The sequence below is a fragment of the Corynebacterium singulare genome (assembly GCF_000833575.1).
Lineage (GTDB): Bacteria > Actinomycetota > Actinomycetes > Mycobacteriales > Mycobacteriaceae > Corynebacterium > Corynebacterium singulare.
The window spans coordinates 1,649,090-1,667,524 of sequence record NZ_CP010827.1; the positions used below are offsets into that span (position 1 = coordinate 1,649,090).

An 18,435-nucleotide genomic window follows, 5' to 3' on the forward strand; every position below is an offset into this window, starting at 1 on the left:
GCGACTGAATTTCTTATCCATCATAAGTTGTAGGCCCAGCCTTGCGCCACTAGCCTACGGCGCGCCTTCCCCCTCCACGGGCGTAGAGCTAATACCTTGTTCCCCGTGAGCAATTCTGACGTTTCTTCGCGCACCCGGGCAGGGGCACCGACCAACCTGCATGATCGTGCCACCTCCGCCCCAGGTTCTCAGACTACAGAGCCCACGACTCCGGCTGCTTTCACTGAAGCCGTTGAGTCCCTTCATGCCGCGCAGCTTCGCCCTGAAATCACCCTGGGTACCATTCGTCCACCGCAGCGCCTTGCGCCGTTTAGCCACGCCATTGGTCTAGAGGTCTCGCGCGCGGGTCAGGACGCAGACATCGTCCCTACGGACTCCGAGGGTGACGCCTTCGGGCGCCTTATTCTTCTCCACGATCCAGGCGCTGAGGAGGCCTGGGAAGGCGCGATGCGCCTCGTGGCCTACATCCAAGCCGACTTGGACGATGCGGTTGCCGGGGATCCGCTTCTTCCCGACGTCGCCTGGGAATGGCTCACCGAATCCCTTGAGCTGCGTGAGGCTAGCCACACCAACTTGGGTGGCACGGTGACCTCGACCGCCTCTGTGCGCTTCGGCGAAATTGGTGGTCCGCCGCACGCCTACCAACTCGAGATGCGCGCCTCGTGGACCGCTGAGGGTCTCGACCTGGCCCCTCACGTGGAGGCCTTCGCACAGGTCCTGGCTCTTGTTGCCGGCCTTCCACCCGAAGGCGTGGCCGAGCTCGGCCGCTAAGCACTGCGCTTCGAGAAAGCTCACCAAGGAGGTCCAGGGATGACCGAACTGCGCCGCGTTCCTCGCGACGGCACGCCGAAGGTGTTGACGTCCCCGCGCGATTTCCAGGCCGCCGCGGCCCGCTTGGAGGCCGGCAGTGGGCCCTTCGCCATCGACACCGAACGCGCATCAGCATATCGCTTTGATGACCGTGCCTTCCTCGTCCAGATTCGACGAGAAGGCGCAGGTACTGTCCTGCTCGCCCCTGAACATCGCCGCCCTGATTTCACGGCAGCGCTCGCCCCAGTCCTCAATGGACAAGAGTGGGTCATTCACGCCGCGCCATCTGATCTTCCCTCCTTGGCATGGCTAGGCCTTTACCCGGGGACGCTCTTCGACACAGAGCTCGCCGCTCGCTTCGCTGGCTTCCCGCACCCCAACTTGGGAGCCATGGTGCTGGAGCTTTTCGACGTCGAACTGGAAAAAGGCTACGGCGATTCTGACTGGTCCGAAACCCCCATTCCGCGGCAGTGGCGCAACTATGCAGCGTTGGACGTAGAGCTCCTCAACGAGCTTGCTGTGACGCTGCGCGATATCCTCGCCGAGGAAGAAAAGCTGGATTGGGCCTACGAGGAGTTCGACCACATCGCAGCAGAACACGCCGACATCACCGCCCCAGAGCCGCGTTCGTGGCGTGATCTCAAGGGCGTGTCCTCACTCAGGTCACGTGAGCAACTCGCTGTGGCACGTGAACTGTGGCAGCGCCGCGAGTCCATCGCGCGCTCGCAGGACGTTGCGCCCAACCGCCTCCTTCCCCACCGTGTTCTCGTTGAGATCGCTCGCCGGGTTCCTCGCACGCCCAATGACATCAACAAGATCAAAGGCTTCCCGCGCCGTCGTGGCGGGGCCACCGTGCAGTGGCTGGATGCCGTCACCACGGCCACGTCGAGCCCCAAAGAAAACTGGCCCTCCCCGTTGCGCAGCCCCCGCCCAGTGCCGTCCAAGTCTGTCTTCACCCGCGAGTTTCCGGATCTCTGGGGGCTCTACCAGGACATCCGCAGCGATGTCGAAGCACTGGGTGAGGAACTCACCATGAGTTATGAACTTATTCTCAAACCCAGCATCGTGCGCGCGGCAGTGTGGGCAGCTTTGGGCCCTGAGGGCGGTATTGCCGGCGAGATACGCGATCTGGACGATATCCCCGGATTCCTGCACGCCCAAGGTGCGCGCAACTGGCAAGTGGACTTAGCCACGCCGCTCATCGCTGACGGGCTCGTCTCCTTCCGCGGCTAGCGCGAACGCACGAGGCTAGGCTTCGTTCGACGTTTCTTCTTCCTCGCTGCGTACTGCAACCCACTCGCTGATGGACGTCGCGATGCCCTGCGGGGTGAGACCAAATTCCTCGAGTAATTCTCCACGGCTAGCGTGCACTGGGAACACTCCCGGAACACCGAGGCGGTGGAGCGGAGTATCCACGTCTGCGGCATCAAGTGCCTCGGCCACCATCGAGCCAACCCCACCGCGGAGCAGGCCGTCCTCGACGGTGACAACAAGGTCATGGTCGGCAGCCAGCGCCACGATGGACTGCGGTACCGGCACTGGCCAGCGAGGGTCTACAACGGTCACGTTGAAGCCTTGCGCCTCCAGCAGCTCGGCAGCGCCCAAAGAGCGCGTGCTCATCGCGCCAATAGAGACGATGAGGACGTCAGTTGCCGTGGTTTCATGGGAGGCATCGCCAGACTCCTCAATGCTGTCCGTCGCGTCGGAATAGCGCAGGATATCCACGCCGTCATCCAGGCGCTTCAGCTCGTCGGTATCATCCAACAAATTGCCTTTGGGGAAACGCACGACGGTAGGGCCATCATCAATAGCAATGGCCTCGTTGAACAGCTCACGCAGGCGGGCACCATCGCGCGGCGCAGCAATGCGCATACCAGGAACAATACTCATGAGTGCCATGTCCCATACGCCGTTGTGTGATGCGCCGTCAGAGCCCGTCACGCCTGCGCGGTCTAGCACGATGGTAACCGGCAACTTGAGCAGCGCGATGTCCATGATCACTTGGTCCACCGCACGGTTGAGGAAGGTAGAGTACACCGCCACCACCGGGTGCATACCGGCCAGTGCGAGACCAGACGCGGAAGCCATAGCGTGTTGTTCCGCGATGCCAACATCGAAGAATCGTTCCGGGAACTCATCCTGGAATGGTGCCAAACCTGTAGGTCCAGCCATGGCGGCAGTGATAGCGACGATGTCCTTGCGTGCGTGGCCGGCCTTGATGAGTTCTTCAGAGAAGGCTGCGGTCCAGCCCGGCTGCTTCTGACCCTTGGACACGCCTGTGACCGGGTCGATCGCTCCCGTAGAGTGCATCTGGTCCTTGGGCTCATTAACCGCGGGGGCAAAGCCGTGCCCCTTCTCCGTCACGGTATGGACGATAATGGGGCCCTCGTAATCACGGGCGTAACTCAGCGCACGCACGACGGCATCAATATCATGACCGTTGATTGGGCCGACATATTTGATGCCCAGCTCGGGGAACATCTCAGTGGGCATAACAGTAGACTTCACGCCCTCTTTCATAGCGTGAAGAGCATCAAAAGTACGCTCACCTACCCAGCCCATAGACTTCAGGCGCTTTTTGCCCAACTCCATGAATTCGTCATAGCCATGCTGGGCGCGGATGCGGCCAAGGTTCTCAGACAGACCACCAATGGTGGGCGAATAAGAACGGCCGTTATCGTTGACCACGATGACAACGTTGCGGTCCTTATCCGCAGAGATATTGTTCAATGCTTCCCAGCACATGCCGCCGGTCAAAGCACCATCGCCAACAACTGCCACGGCGTTGCGGTGGGATTCCCCACGAATCTTAAAGGCCTTGGAGAGGCCGTCGACCGTGGACAGCGCAGCCGACGCGTGCGACGATTCCGTCCAGTCGTGTTCAGACTCCGCTCGGTCGGTGTAGCCGGACAGCCCGCCTTTCTGGCGCAGAGTGTCGAACTGTGCGGTGCGGCCAGTCAGCATCTTGTGAACATAGGACTGGTGTGACGTATCGAAAACGATGGGATCCCGCGGGGAATCGAATACACGGTGAATTGCCACGGTGAGCTCGACCACGCCCAAGTTCGGGCCAAGGTGGCCGCCGGTAGCGGAGACCTTCTCAATTAGGCGCTGGCGGATATCCGCCGCAAGCTCAGCCAACTGCGTCTTGCTCAGAGCCTTGAGATCGGCTGGCGATTCAATGGAATCCAGAATGCTCATAGAGCTGCCGTCAACCCCTTCATCGTTTGTTCTTTTCTTTACCACCGTACCCGCTTACACGAGCATGACGGCAATTGTCCGATGTTCATCCGCGCCCCGGTTAGGCTTGGGGAACCAGCAGCGCCAAGGTCTCAAAGTGATGCGTCCCAGGAAAAGCATTGATCATGGCCAGGCGGTGCAGGTGGTAGCCGCGCTCGGACCAGTAAGCGAGATCACGGGCGAAGGTTGCCGGGTCGCATCCCACATGCACGACCTTGCGCGGCGCAGCGGAGGCCACAGCTGTAATAACGTCTGCGCCTGCGCCCGTGCGCGGTGGGTCCAAGATCACCGTGGACGGCTGTGGAAGCTGGGCTGCGACCTGCTCAACCTTGGCGGTACGGAACTCAACATCGATGCCATCAAGCCCCGGCTGCGTCCCAGCGGCAGCCGGTGAGTAGTCCACTGAGTAGACCGTTGTCTGTCCACCTTTCGGCGCCGTGACCTCCGCTAGCGCCGGCACAAACAGGCCAACTCCGCCGTAGAGGTCCCATGCGGTGCAGTGTGCAGCGTCCCCAGCGTCTACTGTGTCTGCATCCTCCGCAGCTAGCCATTCACGCGCAATACGCGTGTACGTATCAGGGGCGGCAACATGTGCTTGCCAAAAGGCCGTCGGCGGAAAGCGGAACTCGTGGCCGTCAGCACGCTGCACCACGTCTGTGGTGGGAGCTTCGATGACTTCTCGGACAGTTTCCACTCGGCGTCCGCGCGATGCCTTTCGTGATTCGACAACGTGGCGGTTGCCATCGCTATCGATGACAGCAATAACTTCCGCGCCTGGGGTGAAGGTACGTGCGTCGCGGCCCACGAGACCGTCGACAAGCCCTGGCACCAACTGCGTACACGCCACATCCGTGATGAGTTCAGTGGAACCGCGCTTGCGGGTTCCGGCTCGCCCGTGCTTGTCGACACCCAGCCTTACCCGCGTACGCCATCCCCTCTGGGGCTCCAGGTCGATGCTGTCAACCTCCGGGGTGGTTTCGATGCGTGCAACACGGCGCAACTGGTCGAGCAAGACCTCAACTTTGATTTCAGGCTCTACGGCCGGATCCAATTCGGCAAAATCGCAGCAACCGGCACCGCGCTCTGCTGCAGGGCAGGATGACTCAACACGGTGGGGCCCGGGCTTCACGACGGCGGTGAGGTCAGCCTCCACGAAAGACTTCTTCACCTTGCGAGCAGTGACAATGAGGAGGTCTCCAGGAAATCCTCCCGCGACGAAACACACTCGACCGTCTGGGGCTGAGCCAATTCCCACCCCGCCGTGTGCCATGCGCTCAATGGAGATGTCAAAGGATTCTCCCGTGCTTACGTTCACGGCAGCCTCAGTTTCACTCATCGACGGTCTCCTTGCCGTTACTGTCGCTGTCCTTACGTTGGTCTTCAGTCGTTGCGCCTTCTGCATCTTCAACAGCAGCGTTAGCGCGGCGCACCATCCAGATGGTGAGAAGGGTCACTACACCGGTCAATGGCCAGCCCATGAGGATTCTGACTATGCCTAAGGTGGTCGTTGCGTCGGCGGCGTAGAGCGCGCGCTGCACTACAAAGCGGGCGATAAACACCACGGCCCAGCCAGCCGTGGCCCACGCGTAAGCATGACGGGCCTTGCGGACCGTCCGCCAGCTCATGTCATCGCCGTTGAGGCCTTTCCACACAACGCCAACGAGCGGCCAGCGCGCAATGATGGAAATGACCGCAATGATGAACAACACAAGCGACATCCAAATGCCGTACAGGAAGTACCCCTTAGCATCCCCGGTAAACCAAGCGATTGCGGCACAAATACCCACCCCCAGCAAGCCAGAAAGCGCCGGCTGCAGGGTTTCCTTGCGCACGAGGCGCCACACGCTGATGAGCAGAGCGACGCCTAGCGCCGCAATAAGTGCCGGCCCCAGCCCCCACACATTGTTGACGGGGATAAGAACAAGCACCGGAAGAGTTGCTGACACGAGGCCAGTGAGACCTCCCATCTGCTCCAACAGCGAGGGTTCTTCCTCGGTCTCCCCTGTAGCATTGTCTGCTTCTAAGCCTTGGGCGGCGACCGATGACGTCGCTTCCTCGTGAGACTCTGCCGGTTCACGGTGTGCGTTCGGCTCGCGCTCCGGCGGCGACCCGCCCAAGCCAGGATTCGGTGTAGTCACGTGTGTGAGTAATCCTTATCGGTGGAATTAGTTCTTGTCAGTACCGTCGAGATCGCGCAGCTGCTCGCGAGCCTGTGCTTCTGCCGGACTTTCGTTCTCAGCGTGTGCTGCAGCCTCCTGGGCTGCGCTGTCACTAGTGCTAGCAGCGTCCGCCTCTTGCTGGCGCTGCTGGAGCGCCTGCTTTACCTGATCAGCCAGTTGCTGCGGCAGCATCACCGGCAAGGAGCTTCCGGCCAGAATAGGATCCTCGCCACGGTAGATGAACGTACGCGCAACAACCTCGCGGCCTAGCTGCGCGAGCTCCTCTTCCTTGCCTGCCGGTGCGGCCAGAGTCAGGCGGTACATCCAGCGTGGTCCCTCCACACCAATGATGCGGATACCACCCTTGTCGCTGGTCCCCACAATTTCAGAACCCCATGGGCCATCGTCCAGCTGCGCCTTGAACCCATCAGATTCCAAGCCATTGATGATGTCGGATGCGGACTCTGCCCACTGCCCCGGAGTGCGTGGCGCAGCAAAGGCAACTGGCGTCATGCGGCCGTGCGGGGTGAGGATGTGGAGCATGCGAGGGCCATCCTGCCCCATCTCTACCTGAACCTGAGATGCCTTCGGCAGCGGGATACGCATTGAACCAAGGTCCAGTAAACCTACCGAGAAATCCTCAAAGTTAAAGTCGGCGATATCGACGGTATCGCCATCGTAGGGGCCCATCTCGCCATTGACGGCGTCGTGAGCCACAGCCTTGACGGTTGGGCCCTGTGCATCATCATCGTCACCAAGCGACCCGGTGGAGCTTGCTGCGCTTGTCGCAGCAGTGCCGGCCGTCGCTGCGGAAGATTCCTGGGAAGCTGCAACGTCGGCCTCCTCTGCTACTGGGACTGCTGCTTCTTGGGCAGCCTCCTTCTGCTGGATGCCAGCGTCCTTGTCGTCGTCCTTGTTTTTCTTGCCAAAGGGCCACATCGCCATTCTCTGCGCCTTTCTGTTTTCCGTGTTGTCTCGAACTGTGATCGTGTGGGGCGTGTAGGAAAATCTCTAGTTCACGCCGGTGGAGCCGTAGCCGCCGTCGCCGCGCGTGGTGTCATCAAGCTCCTCGACCTCGCTGAAGCCCACGAGTTCCACGCGCTGGATAACAAGCTGCGCAATGCGCATGCCGCGCTCGACCTCGAAGGTTTCCGCGGGATCGTGATTAATGAGGCACACCTTAATCTCGCCACGGTAGTCAGCATCAACCGTGCCAGGAGTGTTCACTACGGAGATTCCATGCTTGGCAGCAAGACCGGAGCGCGGATGGATCAAACCTACCGTGCCAAGTGGCAAAGCAAGGGCAATACCGGTGCTTACGAGAGCGCGCTCACCTGGACGCAAGGTGACGTCGTGAGCTGCGTACAGGTCAGCGCCTGCGTCACCGCGGTGTGCGCGCTTAGGCAACGGCAGTTCCTTGTCCAGGCGCTTGACCTTGACATCACCAAAGGGACTTGCCGGATCTACGAGAGGATGTTGCTCATTCACTCGGCCCAGCCTACCTTGTCCCACGTGCCTGGGCCCCACGTGCTAGGGGCCTCGGTGTTCTGTTGTTCCTCTTCTCTCGAGCTACACCATGCAGTACTGCCCGGGGTGTTAGGCCGCACCACCGTGGAATGACTAGAATCTGTGGCCATGACTTCCAGTTCCTCGCCTGCCGAGCAGACTTCGTCTACTGATTCCCCGACCGTTCTTTACCGCGAGCGCCAGTGGGTGCCGTGGTATTGGTGGCTGATGGCAGCCTTCGTTGTGGTGATCAGCGTCGCCACGGTTAGCTTAAACCGTGGCATTCTGTGGGTGATTATTCCCGCCATTCTGCTGTCCGTCATCGCTGTGTGGGTTCTGCTGACATGGTCAAATACCGTCGTCCAAGTGGAACGGGATACCGACGGCACGCGCTGGTTGACTGTCAAAGATGCACAACTGCCGCACGACGTGGTCTCACGCAGCACCACGGTTCCGGCTACCGCGCGTCGCAATGCACTGGGACCACAGCTGGATCCAGCCGCATTCATTGTCACCCACGGCTGGGTACCAGAACACGTCATGCTCGTGCTCGATGACCCCGAGGACCCCACCCCTTATTGGCTCATCAATTCAAAGAACCCAGAGCAACTGCTTGCTGCGTTTGTTCCCGAGCAGGCACGCCCCACGGCAGCGAACTAGTTCTCGCCGCTCCTCCAACGGGCCTGGAACATAGCCGCTTCGCCTCAGCAACGAACGACGCGGGGACTGGGAACTAAACGAAGCTTAGGCGCAGTCCATGCAGATAAGCTCGCCGTCCTCTTCGTGATCCAAGCGCTTGTTGGACTGGACAAGGAAGCACACCGAGCAGGTGAACTCGTTTTCCTTGCGAGGAACGACGGTGACGTTAAGTTCTTCACCGGTGAGGTCTACTGACGGCGGCTCGAAAGCCTCGACAATCTCGCCGTCATCATCCATGCCGTTGTTGTCATTTTCCGCTGCCTTCAGGCCCTCGAGAGAATCAGCCTCGAGCTCGTCTTCAGCGCGGCGACGCGGTGCGTCGTAATCGGTGGCCATAGTGTTTGCCCCTGTGAGTCAGATCGATAGGAATGTGTATTTATCGACGGCATACTAAACCACGAGCGCCCCTGTGTCACACTCGCCTCGCCGCGGGGGAGGCAATCTCTCCACCCCCGCCCTGCTCACACAGAACATTACCCCAGCGTATCGGTTATAAAAGTGGCCTTTAATGTTCACAGGATATTTCCCTTGATCCACCTCACAGTGGAGGATGTTCCACGTTCACTGTCGCCTTTCACTATCGATTTTCACTGTCGTCGATACCACCACTGCGGATACCATCTGCACACATCTGCGAGTCCACGTGCCTAAACTAGAAACCATGACTGCGCAACACTCAGAGCACGACGTACCTCACCATGAAGGCCACTCTTTCGGAATCGACGTCGGAGGCTCCGGCATTAAGGGGGCGGAGGTCGACCTCGCCACAGGTGAGTTCGTGGGCGACCGCCTCAAAATCGCCACGCCCAAGCCTGCTACCCCGCAAGCTGTGGCCGAAGTTATCGCCCACATCGTCTCTGAGAAAGGCTGGGATGGCCCTGTAGGCATCACTATGCCGTCCGTAGTCAAGAATCAGGTTATTCGCAGTGCCGCAAACATTGACAAGTCGTGGATTGGCATCGACGCTCAAGAGCTATTTGGTGCATACCTTGATGCTCCTTTCACCGTACTTAATGACGCTGACGCAGCCGGTCTCGCCGAAGTTGCCTACGGCGATGACATCGCACGTACCGGCCCGGTCATCTTCCTCACCCTCGGTACCGGCATCGGCTCGGCATTCCTCCTTGATGGTCAACTCTTCCCCAACACGGAAATTGGCCACCTGATCGTGGGAGAAAAAGAAGCAGAACAACAGGCATCGTCCGCAGTGAAGGATCGTGAGGAACTAAAAACCAAACAATGGGCCAAGCGCGTTAACCGCGTCCTCCACGACTACGAAGCGTTGTTCAACCCTTCGGCCTTCATCATCGGCGGTGGAATCTCCCGAAAATTTGACAAGTGGGGCGAGTACCTCAGCATCGACACCCCAGTTGTTGCAGCTCAGCTCCGCAATCGCGCCGGCATTGTTGGCGCCGCTATGGCCGCAAAGGAAGGAATCCGACCATAACAAGCACTGCCTGTAACTTTCTCAGTTGACCCCAGTCACCGCCTATAAGCGGAAATGATCTATACTGGGCTGTCGATTACCCATTATTCAGCGGCGCGCCTCTCCTGCTCATCGTGGAGGCGGGCTAGCATCGGGGACTAGTTGCGATGACTTTGCGCTTCCCCATATTTTCCACCTAGAGAGCAAGTCGAAAGGGCGTACGTGGCAGCCACTGATTCTTCAGACCAGGTACTCGGTGAAGGCGAGAGCACCTCCGAGGCATCTGCACCTGCACAGAAGACCGCCAAGAAGACGGCAAAAAAGACCGCTAAGAAGACGGCAAAGAAAACGGCTAAAAAGACTGCGAAGAAGACAGCCAAAAAGACCGCCAAGAAGACGGCGAAAAAGACGGCTAAGAAAACCACTCGCAAGTCTGCGCAGAAGGCGACAAAGAAGACAGCCAAGAAGACTGTCCGTAAGTCTGCGGCCAAGAAGGCAACCTCGCCAGAGGACAACGCTGACACTGAGGCACTCGAGTCTTCGGATGACCTCCACGAGGATCAAACCGACGAACTGGATACTGATGCGGCCGATGACGCCGACATGGACTTCGACCCGGACAGCGATGACATCGATGATGATGACGAGTTCGGCGATGAAGGTGAAGACCTTGACGGTGAGGACTCCGATGAGGACGAGGACGATGGATCCTCTGTCTGGGATGAAGACGAGTCTGCTGCTCTGCGCCAGGCGCGCAAAGACGCAGAATTAACCGCTTCTGCAGACTCGGTTCGTGCCTACCTCAAGCAGATCGGTAAGGTTGCCCTGCTGAACGCTGAGCAGGAGGTCTCCCTGGCAAAGCGTATCGAGGCTGGACTTTATGCCCAGTACCGCATGGAGCAGATGGAAAAGGCGCGAGCTGAGGGCGACAAGGGCGCCAAGCTCTCCCCTATGGAAAAGCGTGACATGCGCGCCATTGCTCGTGATGGACGCAAGGCGAAGAACCACCTCCTCGAGGCCAACCTCCGCTTGGTCGTCTCTTTGGCCAAGCGCTACACCGGCCGCGGTATGGCATTCCTGGATCTCATCCAGGAGGGCAACTTGGGCCTCATCCGTGCCGTGGAGAAGTTCGACTACACCAAGGGCTACAAGTTCTCTACCTACGCCACCTGGTGGATCCGTCAGGCCATTACCCGCGCTATGGCGGATCAGGCCCGCACCATCCGCATTCCGGTTCACATGGTGGAAGTCATTAACAAGCTTGGCCGCATTCAGCGCGAGCTGCTGCAAGATTTGGGCCGTGAGCCAACTCCGCAGGAGCTGGCCAAGGAAATGGACATCACCGAGGAAAAGGTGTTGGAGATCCAGCAGTACGCTCGCGAGCCTATTTCCTTGGACCAGACCATTGGTGATGAGGGCGACTCCCAGCTGGGTGACTTCATCGAGGATTCTGAGGCTGTGATTGCAGTCGACGCGGTGTCGTTCACCTTGTTGCAGGACCAGCTCCAGGACGTGCTCACTACCCTTTCCGAGCGTGAGGCAGGCGTTGTCCGTTTGCGCTTCGGCCTCACCGATGGCATGCCGCGCACTTTAGACGAAATCGGTCAAGTCTACGGCGTTACTCGCGAGCGTATTCGCCAGATCGAATCAAAAACCATGTCGAAGCTACGCCACCCATCGCGTTCCCAGGTCCTGCGCGATTACCTGGACTAGACAAGCACGACAATCAAAAATTTTGCGGCGAAGATGCGACAGCTTCTTCGCCGCTTTTCGCATTCCCTCACGAGTACCGAGGCTCGGTGGTCAATGGGCACCAGGACCCACGTCTGTAACCCCAACAGCCCAATCATGAACATGGGGGCAAAGGGATCAGTCGCGGTCCCAACCCAGCCTAATGATCAATGCCAGCATCGCCATGAGTAGTGGCGTGTGCTCGGGGCGACGGCCTTCGGCAGGGAGCAGGGCCACGACAGCTAGCGCGGCAGCACCCGCTCCTGGCCCAGTTGTGAGCACTGAGAGCAAAATCCCAACGACAAGGCGATGAACACAAGCACCAGCGCCTGCAACGACCACGGATTCGGAGCTGGGTACGCTTCCTTCTGCGGCGGCGCGTTGGGTTCAGCACCTACAACCTGACTTAGGTCATGGGTGGGTGAGTAACGTCACTCTTGACACTGTTACCTGTTGGTTTTCATCGGCGGGGAGGAATTTTTCCGCACTAAGTGGGTAGTGCCGGGGGTGTTCAGTAGTCTGATTTTTGTGAGTCCTTATATTCGCACCGTCAAGACCGCTTCTGGGGCGACGGCGGTGCAGGTGGTGTTCTCTGAACGCAAAGGTGCGAAAAGGATGAAGCATATCGGCTCAGCACATTCAGAGTCTGAGCTTGCGCTTTTAAGAGCTGAAGCTCAACGCATCGTCGATGGTGACCAACTCGCAATGGACTTCGGCGAGGTGAAACACATCCCACCGGCAACAGGCAGCGTTTCCAACCCGCTGCCGGTAGTCGGTCAGCGTGCCGGATACTTGCTGGACTGTATTGATGCGTGTTTCAACGAGTTAGGCCTTGCTGCAGCAAGCGGTGATGATCCGGTGTTTCGCGATCTGGTGCGTGCCCGGATCATCCATCCCGGCTCAAAGCTGGATTCCATCGAGACTCTTGCCGAGGTTGGCATCACCAGCGCAAGCTACCGCACTATCCAGAGGCGTCTTCCCACCTTCGCGACCGAATCGTTTGGGGAGACACTAACCCAAGTGTTGGCCCATCATGCAGGTATCGGGCCAGGCGCATTCATCTTGTACGACGTGACCACCTTGTACTTTGAAACCGATACTCCTGATGAGCTTCGCAAACCCGGGTTTTCCAAAGAGCGCCGTGTAGAGCCACAAATCCTTGTCGGGCTGCTTACTGATGCCACCGGGTTTCCACTGCATGTTGGCGCGTTTGCTGGCAACTCGGCAGAAACCCACACGATGCTGCCGATGATCACACGGTTCCAAGAGGCCTACCAGCTCGACGAGGTCACCGTCGTTGCTGATGCAGGCATGTTTTCAGCAGCGAACAAACAAGCACTCATTGACGCAGGGCTGCACTACATTTTGTCGGTGAAAACCCCCACCGTGCCAGAGGTAATTGAAACCTGGCGGCGGGAAAACCCCGGTGAAGACTACACCCACGGCCAGATCTGGACACAAGCCTCGGCAAGCGATGGGCGCAAACACACAACCCCGAATACGGTGACGCATTACCAGTACTCCCACGATCGGGCTAGGCGCAGCCTGCGCGGAATCAAAGAGCAAGTCGCAAAAGCTAAACGGGCTGTTGACGGCGATATCGCTATCAAGCGTAACCGCTATATCGATCTTTCCGCTCCGAACAAGAAGGTCAACTACGCTCTTGCTGCCAAACACCGAGCCCTAGCCGGAATTAAAGGCTATGAAACCGACCTGACCGCTCTTGACGCCCAGGAGGTTATCGGGCATTACCGCAGGTTATTCAACATTGAGAAATCGTTTCGGATGTCGAAATCAGACCTGAAAGCACGCCCAATCTACGCCAGGAAACAAGACTCGATCACAGCACATCTCAATATTGTGATGGCAGCACTAGCCGTGGCCCACCTGATGGAGACCCGCAGTGGTCAATCCATCAAGCGCCTCGTGAGAACACTCAAGAAATACCGCAGCTTTCAACTCGTCATTGGTGACGAAACCATTCACGCCGCCGTACCACTCCCGCCCGACCTCACCGCCACCATCCAGGCAATCACCGGCCACGAACTTCCGCACTAAATTGGCCTAAGTCAGGCCATGAGTAGTGGCGTGTGCTCGGGGCGACGGCCTTCGGCAGGGAGCAGGGCCACGACAGCTAGCGCGGCAGCACCCGCTCCTGGCCCAGTTGTGAGCACTGAGAGCAAAATCCCAACGACAAGGCGATGAACACAAGCACCAGCGCCTGCAACGACCACGGATTCGGAGCTGGGTACGCTTCCTTCTGCGGCGGCGCGTTGGGTTCAGCACCTACAAGAGAACACTGCTGGGTTACGCATCACGCCTTAGGTAAATATGCAGGAGGTCTCCTTCTTTGCGGGGGACGTTGTCCACTGTTCTGGTTCTCCCCTGCAGATCCGATGTCGCGTCGTGAGCCTAATCGTCGAGACCAGCTGCGATAGCATCGGCAATCTGATCGATGATTTCCTTGTCCCCTACAGCACCGCTCACCGTGATGGAAGCACCTTGAGTGGCACCGAGCGACATCAGCATCATCGCCGAGTCTGCCTCGGCTTCTTCACCGCCGAAGGCAATGGTGATGTCGCCCTCAGCCTCCGCGGCGATCTCAGCAACCTTCGACGCGGGACGGGCGTGGAGTCCTGCTTCATCGGTCACCGTCACTGCGCGGGAATACTCACCGTCACTGTTCGTTCCACGTTCACTATCTGCTTCTGCAGATTTGGCGTCCTGTGGCGCAGCGAAAACCTCGATTGCCCTTCCTGCGGCCGCGGACACAGCGTCTAGATCGTCACCTTGCTGGGCGGCGGTAGCAGCAGCGATGGCTGCTTCCACCAACGGGGCATCAACAAACCGAACCGAGTCATCCTCTAGGAACTCAAGTACAGATTCCACAGTCATCGTGGCCGATCCCAAGTCAGTGAGCACAACCACACCTAAGTCTTGTCCAAGGACTTCCTTAATGGCTCCTTCAATGAGGTCATAAGACGTGCCGATTCCGCCGCCCTCGAGGCCGCCGGCAGCGCGGATTGTGACATCGGCCGCCATTTGGGTCGAAAGCTCCGCCAAGCCTTCTGCGAGCTTTGCCGAGTGTGACACCAGAACAAGTCCTACTATTGGCTGGGCCATGGCTACGTCTCCTGTCCCGCGGTCTCGGCAGCATCGGCCGCCGCGGCAATGAAGAGAGCCGTGGATGCGGCACCTGGATCCTTATGCCCAACCGAGCGCTCGCCCAAGTAGGATGCTCTCCCCTTGGTGGCAACCATCGGGACAGTGGCCTCCGCGCCCTCCGCTGCAGCCTCTGCTGCAGCGCGCAGAACTTCCGCGGGGTTGTGGCCGGCGTCGGCCGCGTGACGGGCGGCGCGTGCGGCTGGTGCCCACGCGTCCACCATGGTCTTTTCCCCTTCTGTGGCCTTGCCGCGAGTTGTGATTCCCTCCAGCGCAGCTTCGATGATGCTTGCTGTTGTCGGAGCGTCGAGGTCACCGGTACCAGCGGCTTTGGCAGCACGCAGGAAGGCTGTGCCCAGTAACGGGCCGGATGCACCGCCGACCGTGGACATAAGGGTTTTAGCGGTGAGTTTGAGCACTTCAGCGACGGTGGAGCCGTCCGCGGTGGTCTCGTCGGTCACTGCGCCAACGACGGCTCGGAAGCCACGGTCGACGTTTTCGCCATGGTCACTATCACCAATCACGCGGTCAAGTTCGATGAGCTCCTCGCGGTGCTCGTGGGCAGCGGCAGCACAGTTATTTATCCACGCCTGTGCCCAGTCAGTTGAAAGGTTGGTCATGGTTACACTCCTTGGCGTAGAGCAGCCGTGTGGCAGGGGGCGTCGAAAAGGGCAAGGTCGTCGTCGTCAGCGCGCATGATGCTGACAGAACAGCCCGCCATGTCAAGGCTAGTGACGAAGTTGCCCACGAGAGAGCGCTCAATTGTCACGCCGATCTCCGTCAGGCGCTGAGACACGCGGCGATAGACCACGTAGAGCTCGGAGGCTGGAGTGCCGCCCATACCATTCACTACGACGATGGTGCGCTCGCCTTCCTTGAGTTCTAAGTCCGCCACAATCGGGTCCAAGAGGTGGTCAGTGACATCATCAGCGGAAACAAGCGGGATTTCCTTGCGTCCGGGCTCGCCATGGATGCCAACGCCAAGTTCAACCTCGTCATCACCCAAGTCGAAGGACGGCTTGCCCACGTGCGGGACGGTACAGGCCGTCAGTGCTGCGCCCATGGTAGCGGTGTTCTCCACCACCTTCTTTGCCACCTCAGTCACCGCAGCGATGTCATCGCCGCGCTCCGCCGCGGCACCGGCTAGCTTTTCCACGAGGAGGGTGCCAGCGACGCCACGGCGACCGGCGGTGAACGTGGAGTCTTCAACAGCCACGTCATCATCAACAATGACCTGGCTAACCTCAATGTCATCGAACTCTGCGAGTTCGGCAGCTGTGTCAAAATTGAGGACATCGCCGGTGTAGTTCTTCACGATGTAAAGCACACCCGCGCCTGCATTGACTGCTTCGGTGGCAGCTTGGATGGCATCGGGAGTCGGTGAGGTGAACATGGCCCCCGGTACAGCGGCATCCAGCATGCCGTGCCCCACAAATCCTGCGTGGAGCGGCTCGTGCCCAGAGCCACCTCCCGATACAATCGCGACCTTGCCGTCGTTCTTCTTGTCTTTACGGGCAACGAAAAGCGGATCCGTCGCGCGCGTGACGATGTCGCTGTGTGCGAGGGCAAACCCCTCAACCGATTCAGCAACGACGTTCTCAGGTGAGTTGATGAGCTTTTTCATCATCCATCTCCTTGGAGTTTCTTTGCCCTGAGGCACATGTTCAGGATGATGCCGAGCTTACACGCGATACAATAAGTAACACCGTTCACTTCGTGGGGCCTGAGATACCTCTGCACCGTCTTCCAGTGCCTTAGATAGGCGTCACCACTTCCGCAGATAGTCAATTCGCTCGCGTAACTGGTCTGCGTCGCACAACGCGGTGGGCGGCCCACCGCAGGCCTTGCGCGCCTCCGTGTGAATCGCGCCGTGGGGACGGCCAGTGCGCTGAGCGGTGATCGACACGACTGTGTTGAGTTCCTTACGAAGGGCCGAGATCTCGTCAACAACGCCAGCGTCGGAACCCGCAGTGCTTGGCGACGTCCCCCCAGCACCCCCTGCTGCCCGATTCTTCGGGGCATGCGGAGTGCCATAGAGCTTGCGACGCTGCTCCGCGGCAGCCTCTGCAGCCCGGCGCGCCTTCTCCTCTGCCTCGCGGCGGTCCATTTCTTCCGACTGCTTCTTGCGAAGGAGATCCTTGACCTGGTCAGCGTCAAGGAGTCCCGGAATTCCGAGGAAGTCCTCGTCCTCATCGGTGATGGCCCCTGTGTTGAACTGGGAGCCGTTGTAGAGCAGACCCGAGAATTCTGCTTCGGCGCCAAGGGATTCGTAGGAGGGTTCGAGCACGTCAGGTTCGGACTTCTTTTGGTTGGCCTCTTCGAGTAGCTCATCGTCCCAGCCTTCCTTGTCGGGGTTCTTCTCCCCTCCCAGGACGTGATCGCGTTGTTTCTCCATGTTCTCGGCCAAGCCCAACAAAACGGGCACGGAGGGCAGGAAGACGGAAGCGGTTTCGCCCGGCATGCGGGAGCGCACGAAGCGACCGATGGCCTGGGCGAAAAAGAGCGGGGTCGAGGCGGAGGTGGCGTACACGCCCACGGCGAGGCGGGGAACGTCAACACCTTCAGACACCATGCGCACAGCCACCATCCACTCGTCGGTGGACTCAGAGAATTCAGCAATGCGTGCCGAGGAGCCCGGGTCATCAGACAGAATCACCGAGACCGGTGTGTTGGAGATCTGTTTGAGGATCTTGGCGTAGGCACGGGCTGTCGTTGTGTCGGTAGCGAGGACGAGTCCACCGGCGTCCGGCATATTGCGGCGCATCTGCATCAGCCGGGTGTGCGCAGCGTGTAAGACGGTGGGGATCCATTCGCCCTTGGGGTCGAGGGCCGTGCGCCAAGCGCGGGCGGTCTGCTCCGGGTTGAGGATGTCCCCTAGGCGCGCTGCGTGTTCCTCGCCGGCGCTATCGCGCCAACGGGATTCGCCCGAGTAGCTGAGGAAGACAACGGGGCGCACGACGCCGTCGGCAAGCGCATCGCCATAGCCATACGTGTGGTCGGAGCGGGAGACAAGGTGGCCTTCCCCATCTTCCTCATAACGCACAAACGGAATCTGCGAATCATCTGAGCGGAAGGGAGTACCCGTCAAGGCCAGGCGGTGCTCGGCGTCGTCATAAGCTTCGCGCACACCGTCACCCCAACTTTTCGCGTCACCTGCGTGGTGAATCTCATCGAGGATCACCAACGTGCGCCGCGCCGAGGCCACCGCGCGGTGTTTGTAGGGGTGCATACCCACCTGTGCGTAGGTCACCACGACTCCATCCATGGCAGGATTCACGCCAGAAGAGTTGGTGAATTTCGGGTCTAGCGCCAGCCCCACGCGGGAGGCAGCTTCGGACCACTGCACCTTGAGGTGTTCCGTTGGTACGACCACGATGACGCGCTCGACGGTGCGGTCCGCCATGAGTTCGGTGGCTACGCGCAGGGCGAAGGTGGTCTTACCTGCGCCCGGTGTTGCCACCGCCATAAAATCCTTCGGCTTGGCGGCAAGGAACTTATCCAGTGCCGCGCGCTGCCACACACGCAAAGAACCGTTATTGGCAAATCTTCGTGCTGATGACTGTGTTGACACGGTCAGCGACTATCCCCCTCTAGTTATCCCAAAATCCCGAAACTATGTTGATTTTTCTGCGCAGGTGTGAGCCTCGTGGAACTGCTCATACCCGAAGCACGTTCCCTCGTACCTGACAACCAGATGCTCCG

Annotated in this window: 16 protein-coding genes; 6 read left to right on the plus strand and 10 right to left on the minus strand. The window is 59.5% G+C overall.

Annotated elements, in window-relative coordinates; translation table 11 throughout:
• Nucleotides 1-156 precede the first annotated feature (156 nt).
• Both CSING_RS07695 and CSING_RS07700 read left to right on the plus strand, forming a co-directional pair.
• Nucleotides 157-771, plus strand: a complete 615-nt coding sequence (locus tag CSING_RS07695) for a DUF3000 domain-containing protein (protein WP_042533289.1) — start codon at nucleotides 157-159, stop codon at nucleotides 769-771.
• A gap of 39 nt (nucleotides 772-810) precedes the next feature.
• Complete coding sequence (locus CSING_RS07700; RefSeq protein ID WP_042531151.1) at nucleotides 811-2,043, plus strand: HRDC domain-containing protein; 1,233 nt, start codon at nucleotides 811-813, stop codon at nucleotides 2,041-2,043.
• A gap of 15 nt (nucleotides 2,044-2,058) precedes the next feature.
• Here CSING_RS07700 and dxs read toward each other — a convergent pair whose 3' ends face one another.
• The 5 genes from dxs to dut all read right to left on the minus strand — a co-directional run bounded on the left by dxs (nucleotide 2,059) and on the right by dut (nucleotide 7,697).
• The gene (gene dxs / locus CSING_RS07705; protein ID WP_042531153.1) at nucleotides 2,059-4,011 is read right to left on the minus strand and encodes a 1-deoxy-D-xylulose-5-phosphate synthase; all 1,953 of its coding nucleotides are present in this window, start codon (nucleotides 4,009-4,011) and stop codon (nucleotides 2,059-2,061) included.
• A gap of 100 nt (nucleotides 4,012-4,111) precedes the next feature.
• Nucleotides 4,112-5,386 carry a class I SAM-dependent RNA methyltransferase gene (locus CSING_RS07710; RefSeq protein ID WP_042531155.1) on the minus strand — a complete coding sequence of 425 codons (1,275 nt, stop codon included), beginning with the start codon at nucleotides 5,384-5,386 and terminating at the stop codon, nucleotides 4,112-4,114.
• Nucleotides 5,379-6,017: a DUF3159 domain-containing protein gene (locus CSING_RS07715; protein ID WP_052471448.1), complete on the minus strand. Its 639-nt coding sequence runs from the start codon at nucleotides 6,015-6,017 to the stop codon at nucleotides 5,379-5,381. The genes CSING_RS07710 and CSING_RS07715 overlap by 8 nt, the downstream gene beginning before the upstream one ends.
• 198 nt (nucleotides 6,018-6,215) lie before the next feature.
• Nucleotides 6,216-7,154 carry a DUF3710 domain-containing protein gene (locus tag CSING_RS07720; protein ID WP_042531157.1) on the minus strand — a complete coding sequence of 313 codons (939 nt, stop codon included), beginning with the start codon at nucleotides 7,152-7,154 and terminating at the stop codon, nucleotides 6,216-6,218.
• 66 nt (nucleotides 7,155-7,220) lie between these two features.
• A complete protein-coding gene (gene dut, locus CSING_RS07725) occupies nucleotides 7,221-7,697 on the minus strand; it encodes a dUTP diphosphatase (protein ID WP_042531159.1) in 477 nt (158 codons plus the stop codon).
• A gap of 147 nt (nucleotides 7,698-7,844) precedes the next feature.
• Here dut and CSING_RS07730 point away from each other — a divergent pair, with 147 nt between their 5' ends.
• Nucleotides 7,845-8,375 (plus strand): DUF3093 domain-containing protein, encoded by a 531-nt coding sequence (locus CSING_RS07730; RefSeq protein ID WP_042531161.1) that lies wholly within the window; start codon nucleotides 7,845-7,847, stop codon nucleotides 8,373-8,375.
• Nucleotides 8,376-8,459: 84 nt separating this feature from the next.
• Here the strand turns inward: CSING_RS07730 and CSING_RS07735 are convergent, their stop codons facing one another.
• Nucleotides 8,460-8,750: a DUF4193 domain-containing protein gene (locus CSING_RS07735; protein ID WP_042531163.1), complete on the minus strand. Its 291-nt coding sequence runs from the start codon at nucleotides 8,748-8,750 to the stop codon at nucleotides 8,460-8,462.
• Nucleotides 8,751-9,075: 325 nt separating this feature from the next.
• Here CSING_RS07735 and ppgK point away from each other — a divergent pair, with 325 nt between their 5' ends.
• From ppgK to CSING_RS07750, 3 genes are all read left to right on the plus strand, one after another.
• Nucleotides 9,076-9,861 carry a polyphosphate--glucose phosphotransferase gene (gene ppgK / locus CSING_RS07740; protein ID WP_042531165.1) on the plus strand — a complete coding sequence of 262 codons (786 nt, stop codon included), beginning with the start codon at nucleotides 9,076-9,078 and terminating at the stop codon, nucleotides 9,859-9,861.
• Between the two features lie 201 nt (nucleotides 9,862-10,062).
• On the plus strand, nucleotides 10,063-11,553 hold the full coding sequence (locus tag CSING_RS07745) for an RNA polymerase sigma factor (RefSeq protein ID WP_042531167.1): 1,491 nt from the start codon (nucleotides 10,063-10,065) through the stop codon (nucleotides 11,551-11,553).
• Nucleotides 11,554-12,099: 546 nt separating this feature from the next.
• Nucleotides 12,100-13,629 (plus strand): IS1634 family transposase, encoded by a 1,530-nt coding sequence (locus CSING_RS07750; protein ID WP_042533293.1) that lies wholly within the window; start codon nucleotides 12,100-12,102, stop codon nucleotides 13,627-13,629.
• A 354-nt stretch (nucleotides 13,630-13,983) separates the two neighbouring features.
• On the opposite strand, the gene dhaM is transcribed toward CSING_RS07750, so the two are convergent.
• From dhaM to CSING_RS07770, 4 genes are all read right to left on the minus strand, one after another.
• Nucleotides 13,984-14,694, minus strand: coding sequence for a dihydroxyacetone kinase phosphoryl donor subunit DhaM (gene dhaM / locus CSING_RS07755; protein WP_042531169.1), 711 nt, complete (start codon nucleotides 14,692-14,694; stop codon nucleotides 13,984-13,986).
• A 2-nt stretch (nucleotides 14,695-14,696) separates the two neighbouring features.
• Nucleotides 14,697-15,353 carry a dihydroxyacetone kinase subunit DhaL gene (gene dhaL, locus CSING_RS07760; RefSeq protein ID WP_042531171.1) on the minus strand — a complete coding sequence of 219 codons (657 nt, stop codon included), beginning with the start codon at nucleotides 15,351-15,353 and terminating at the stop codon, nucleotides 14,697-14,699.
• Between the two features lie 2 nt (nucleotides 15,354-15,355).
• Nucleotides 15,356-16,357 (minus strand): dihydroxyacetone kinase subunit DhaK, encoded by a 1,002-nt coding sequence (gene dhaK / locus CSING_RS07765; RefSeq protein WP_042531173.1) that lies wholly within the window; start codon nucleotides 16,355-16,357, stop codon nucleotides 15,356-15,358.
• Between the two features lie 141 nt (nucleotides 16,358-16,498).
• Entirely contained in the window at nucleotides 16,499-18,304 is a 1,806-nt protein-coding gene (locus tag CSING_RS07770; RefSeq protein ID WP_042531175.1) for a DEAD/DEAH box helicase, read from the minus strand.
• Nucleotides 18,305-18,435 lie beyond the last annotated feature (131 nt).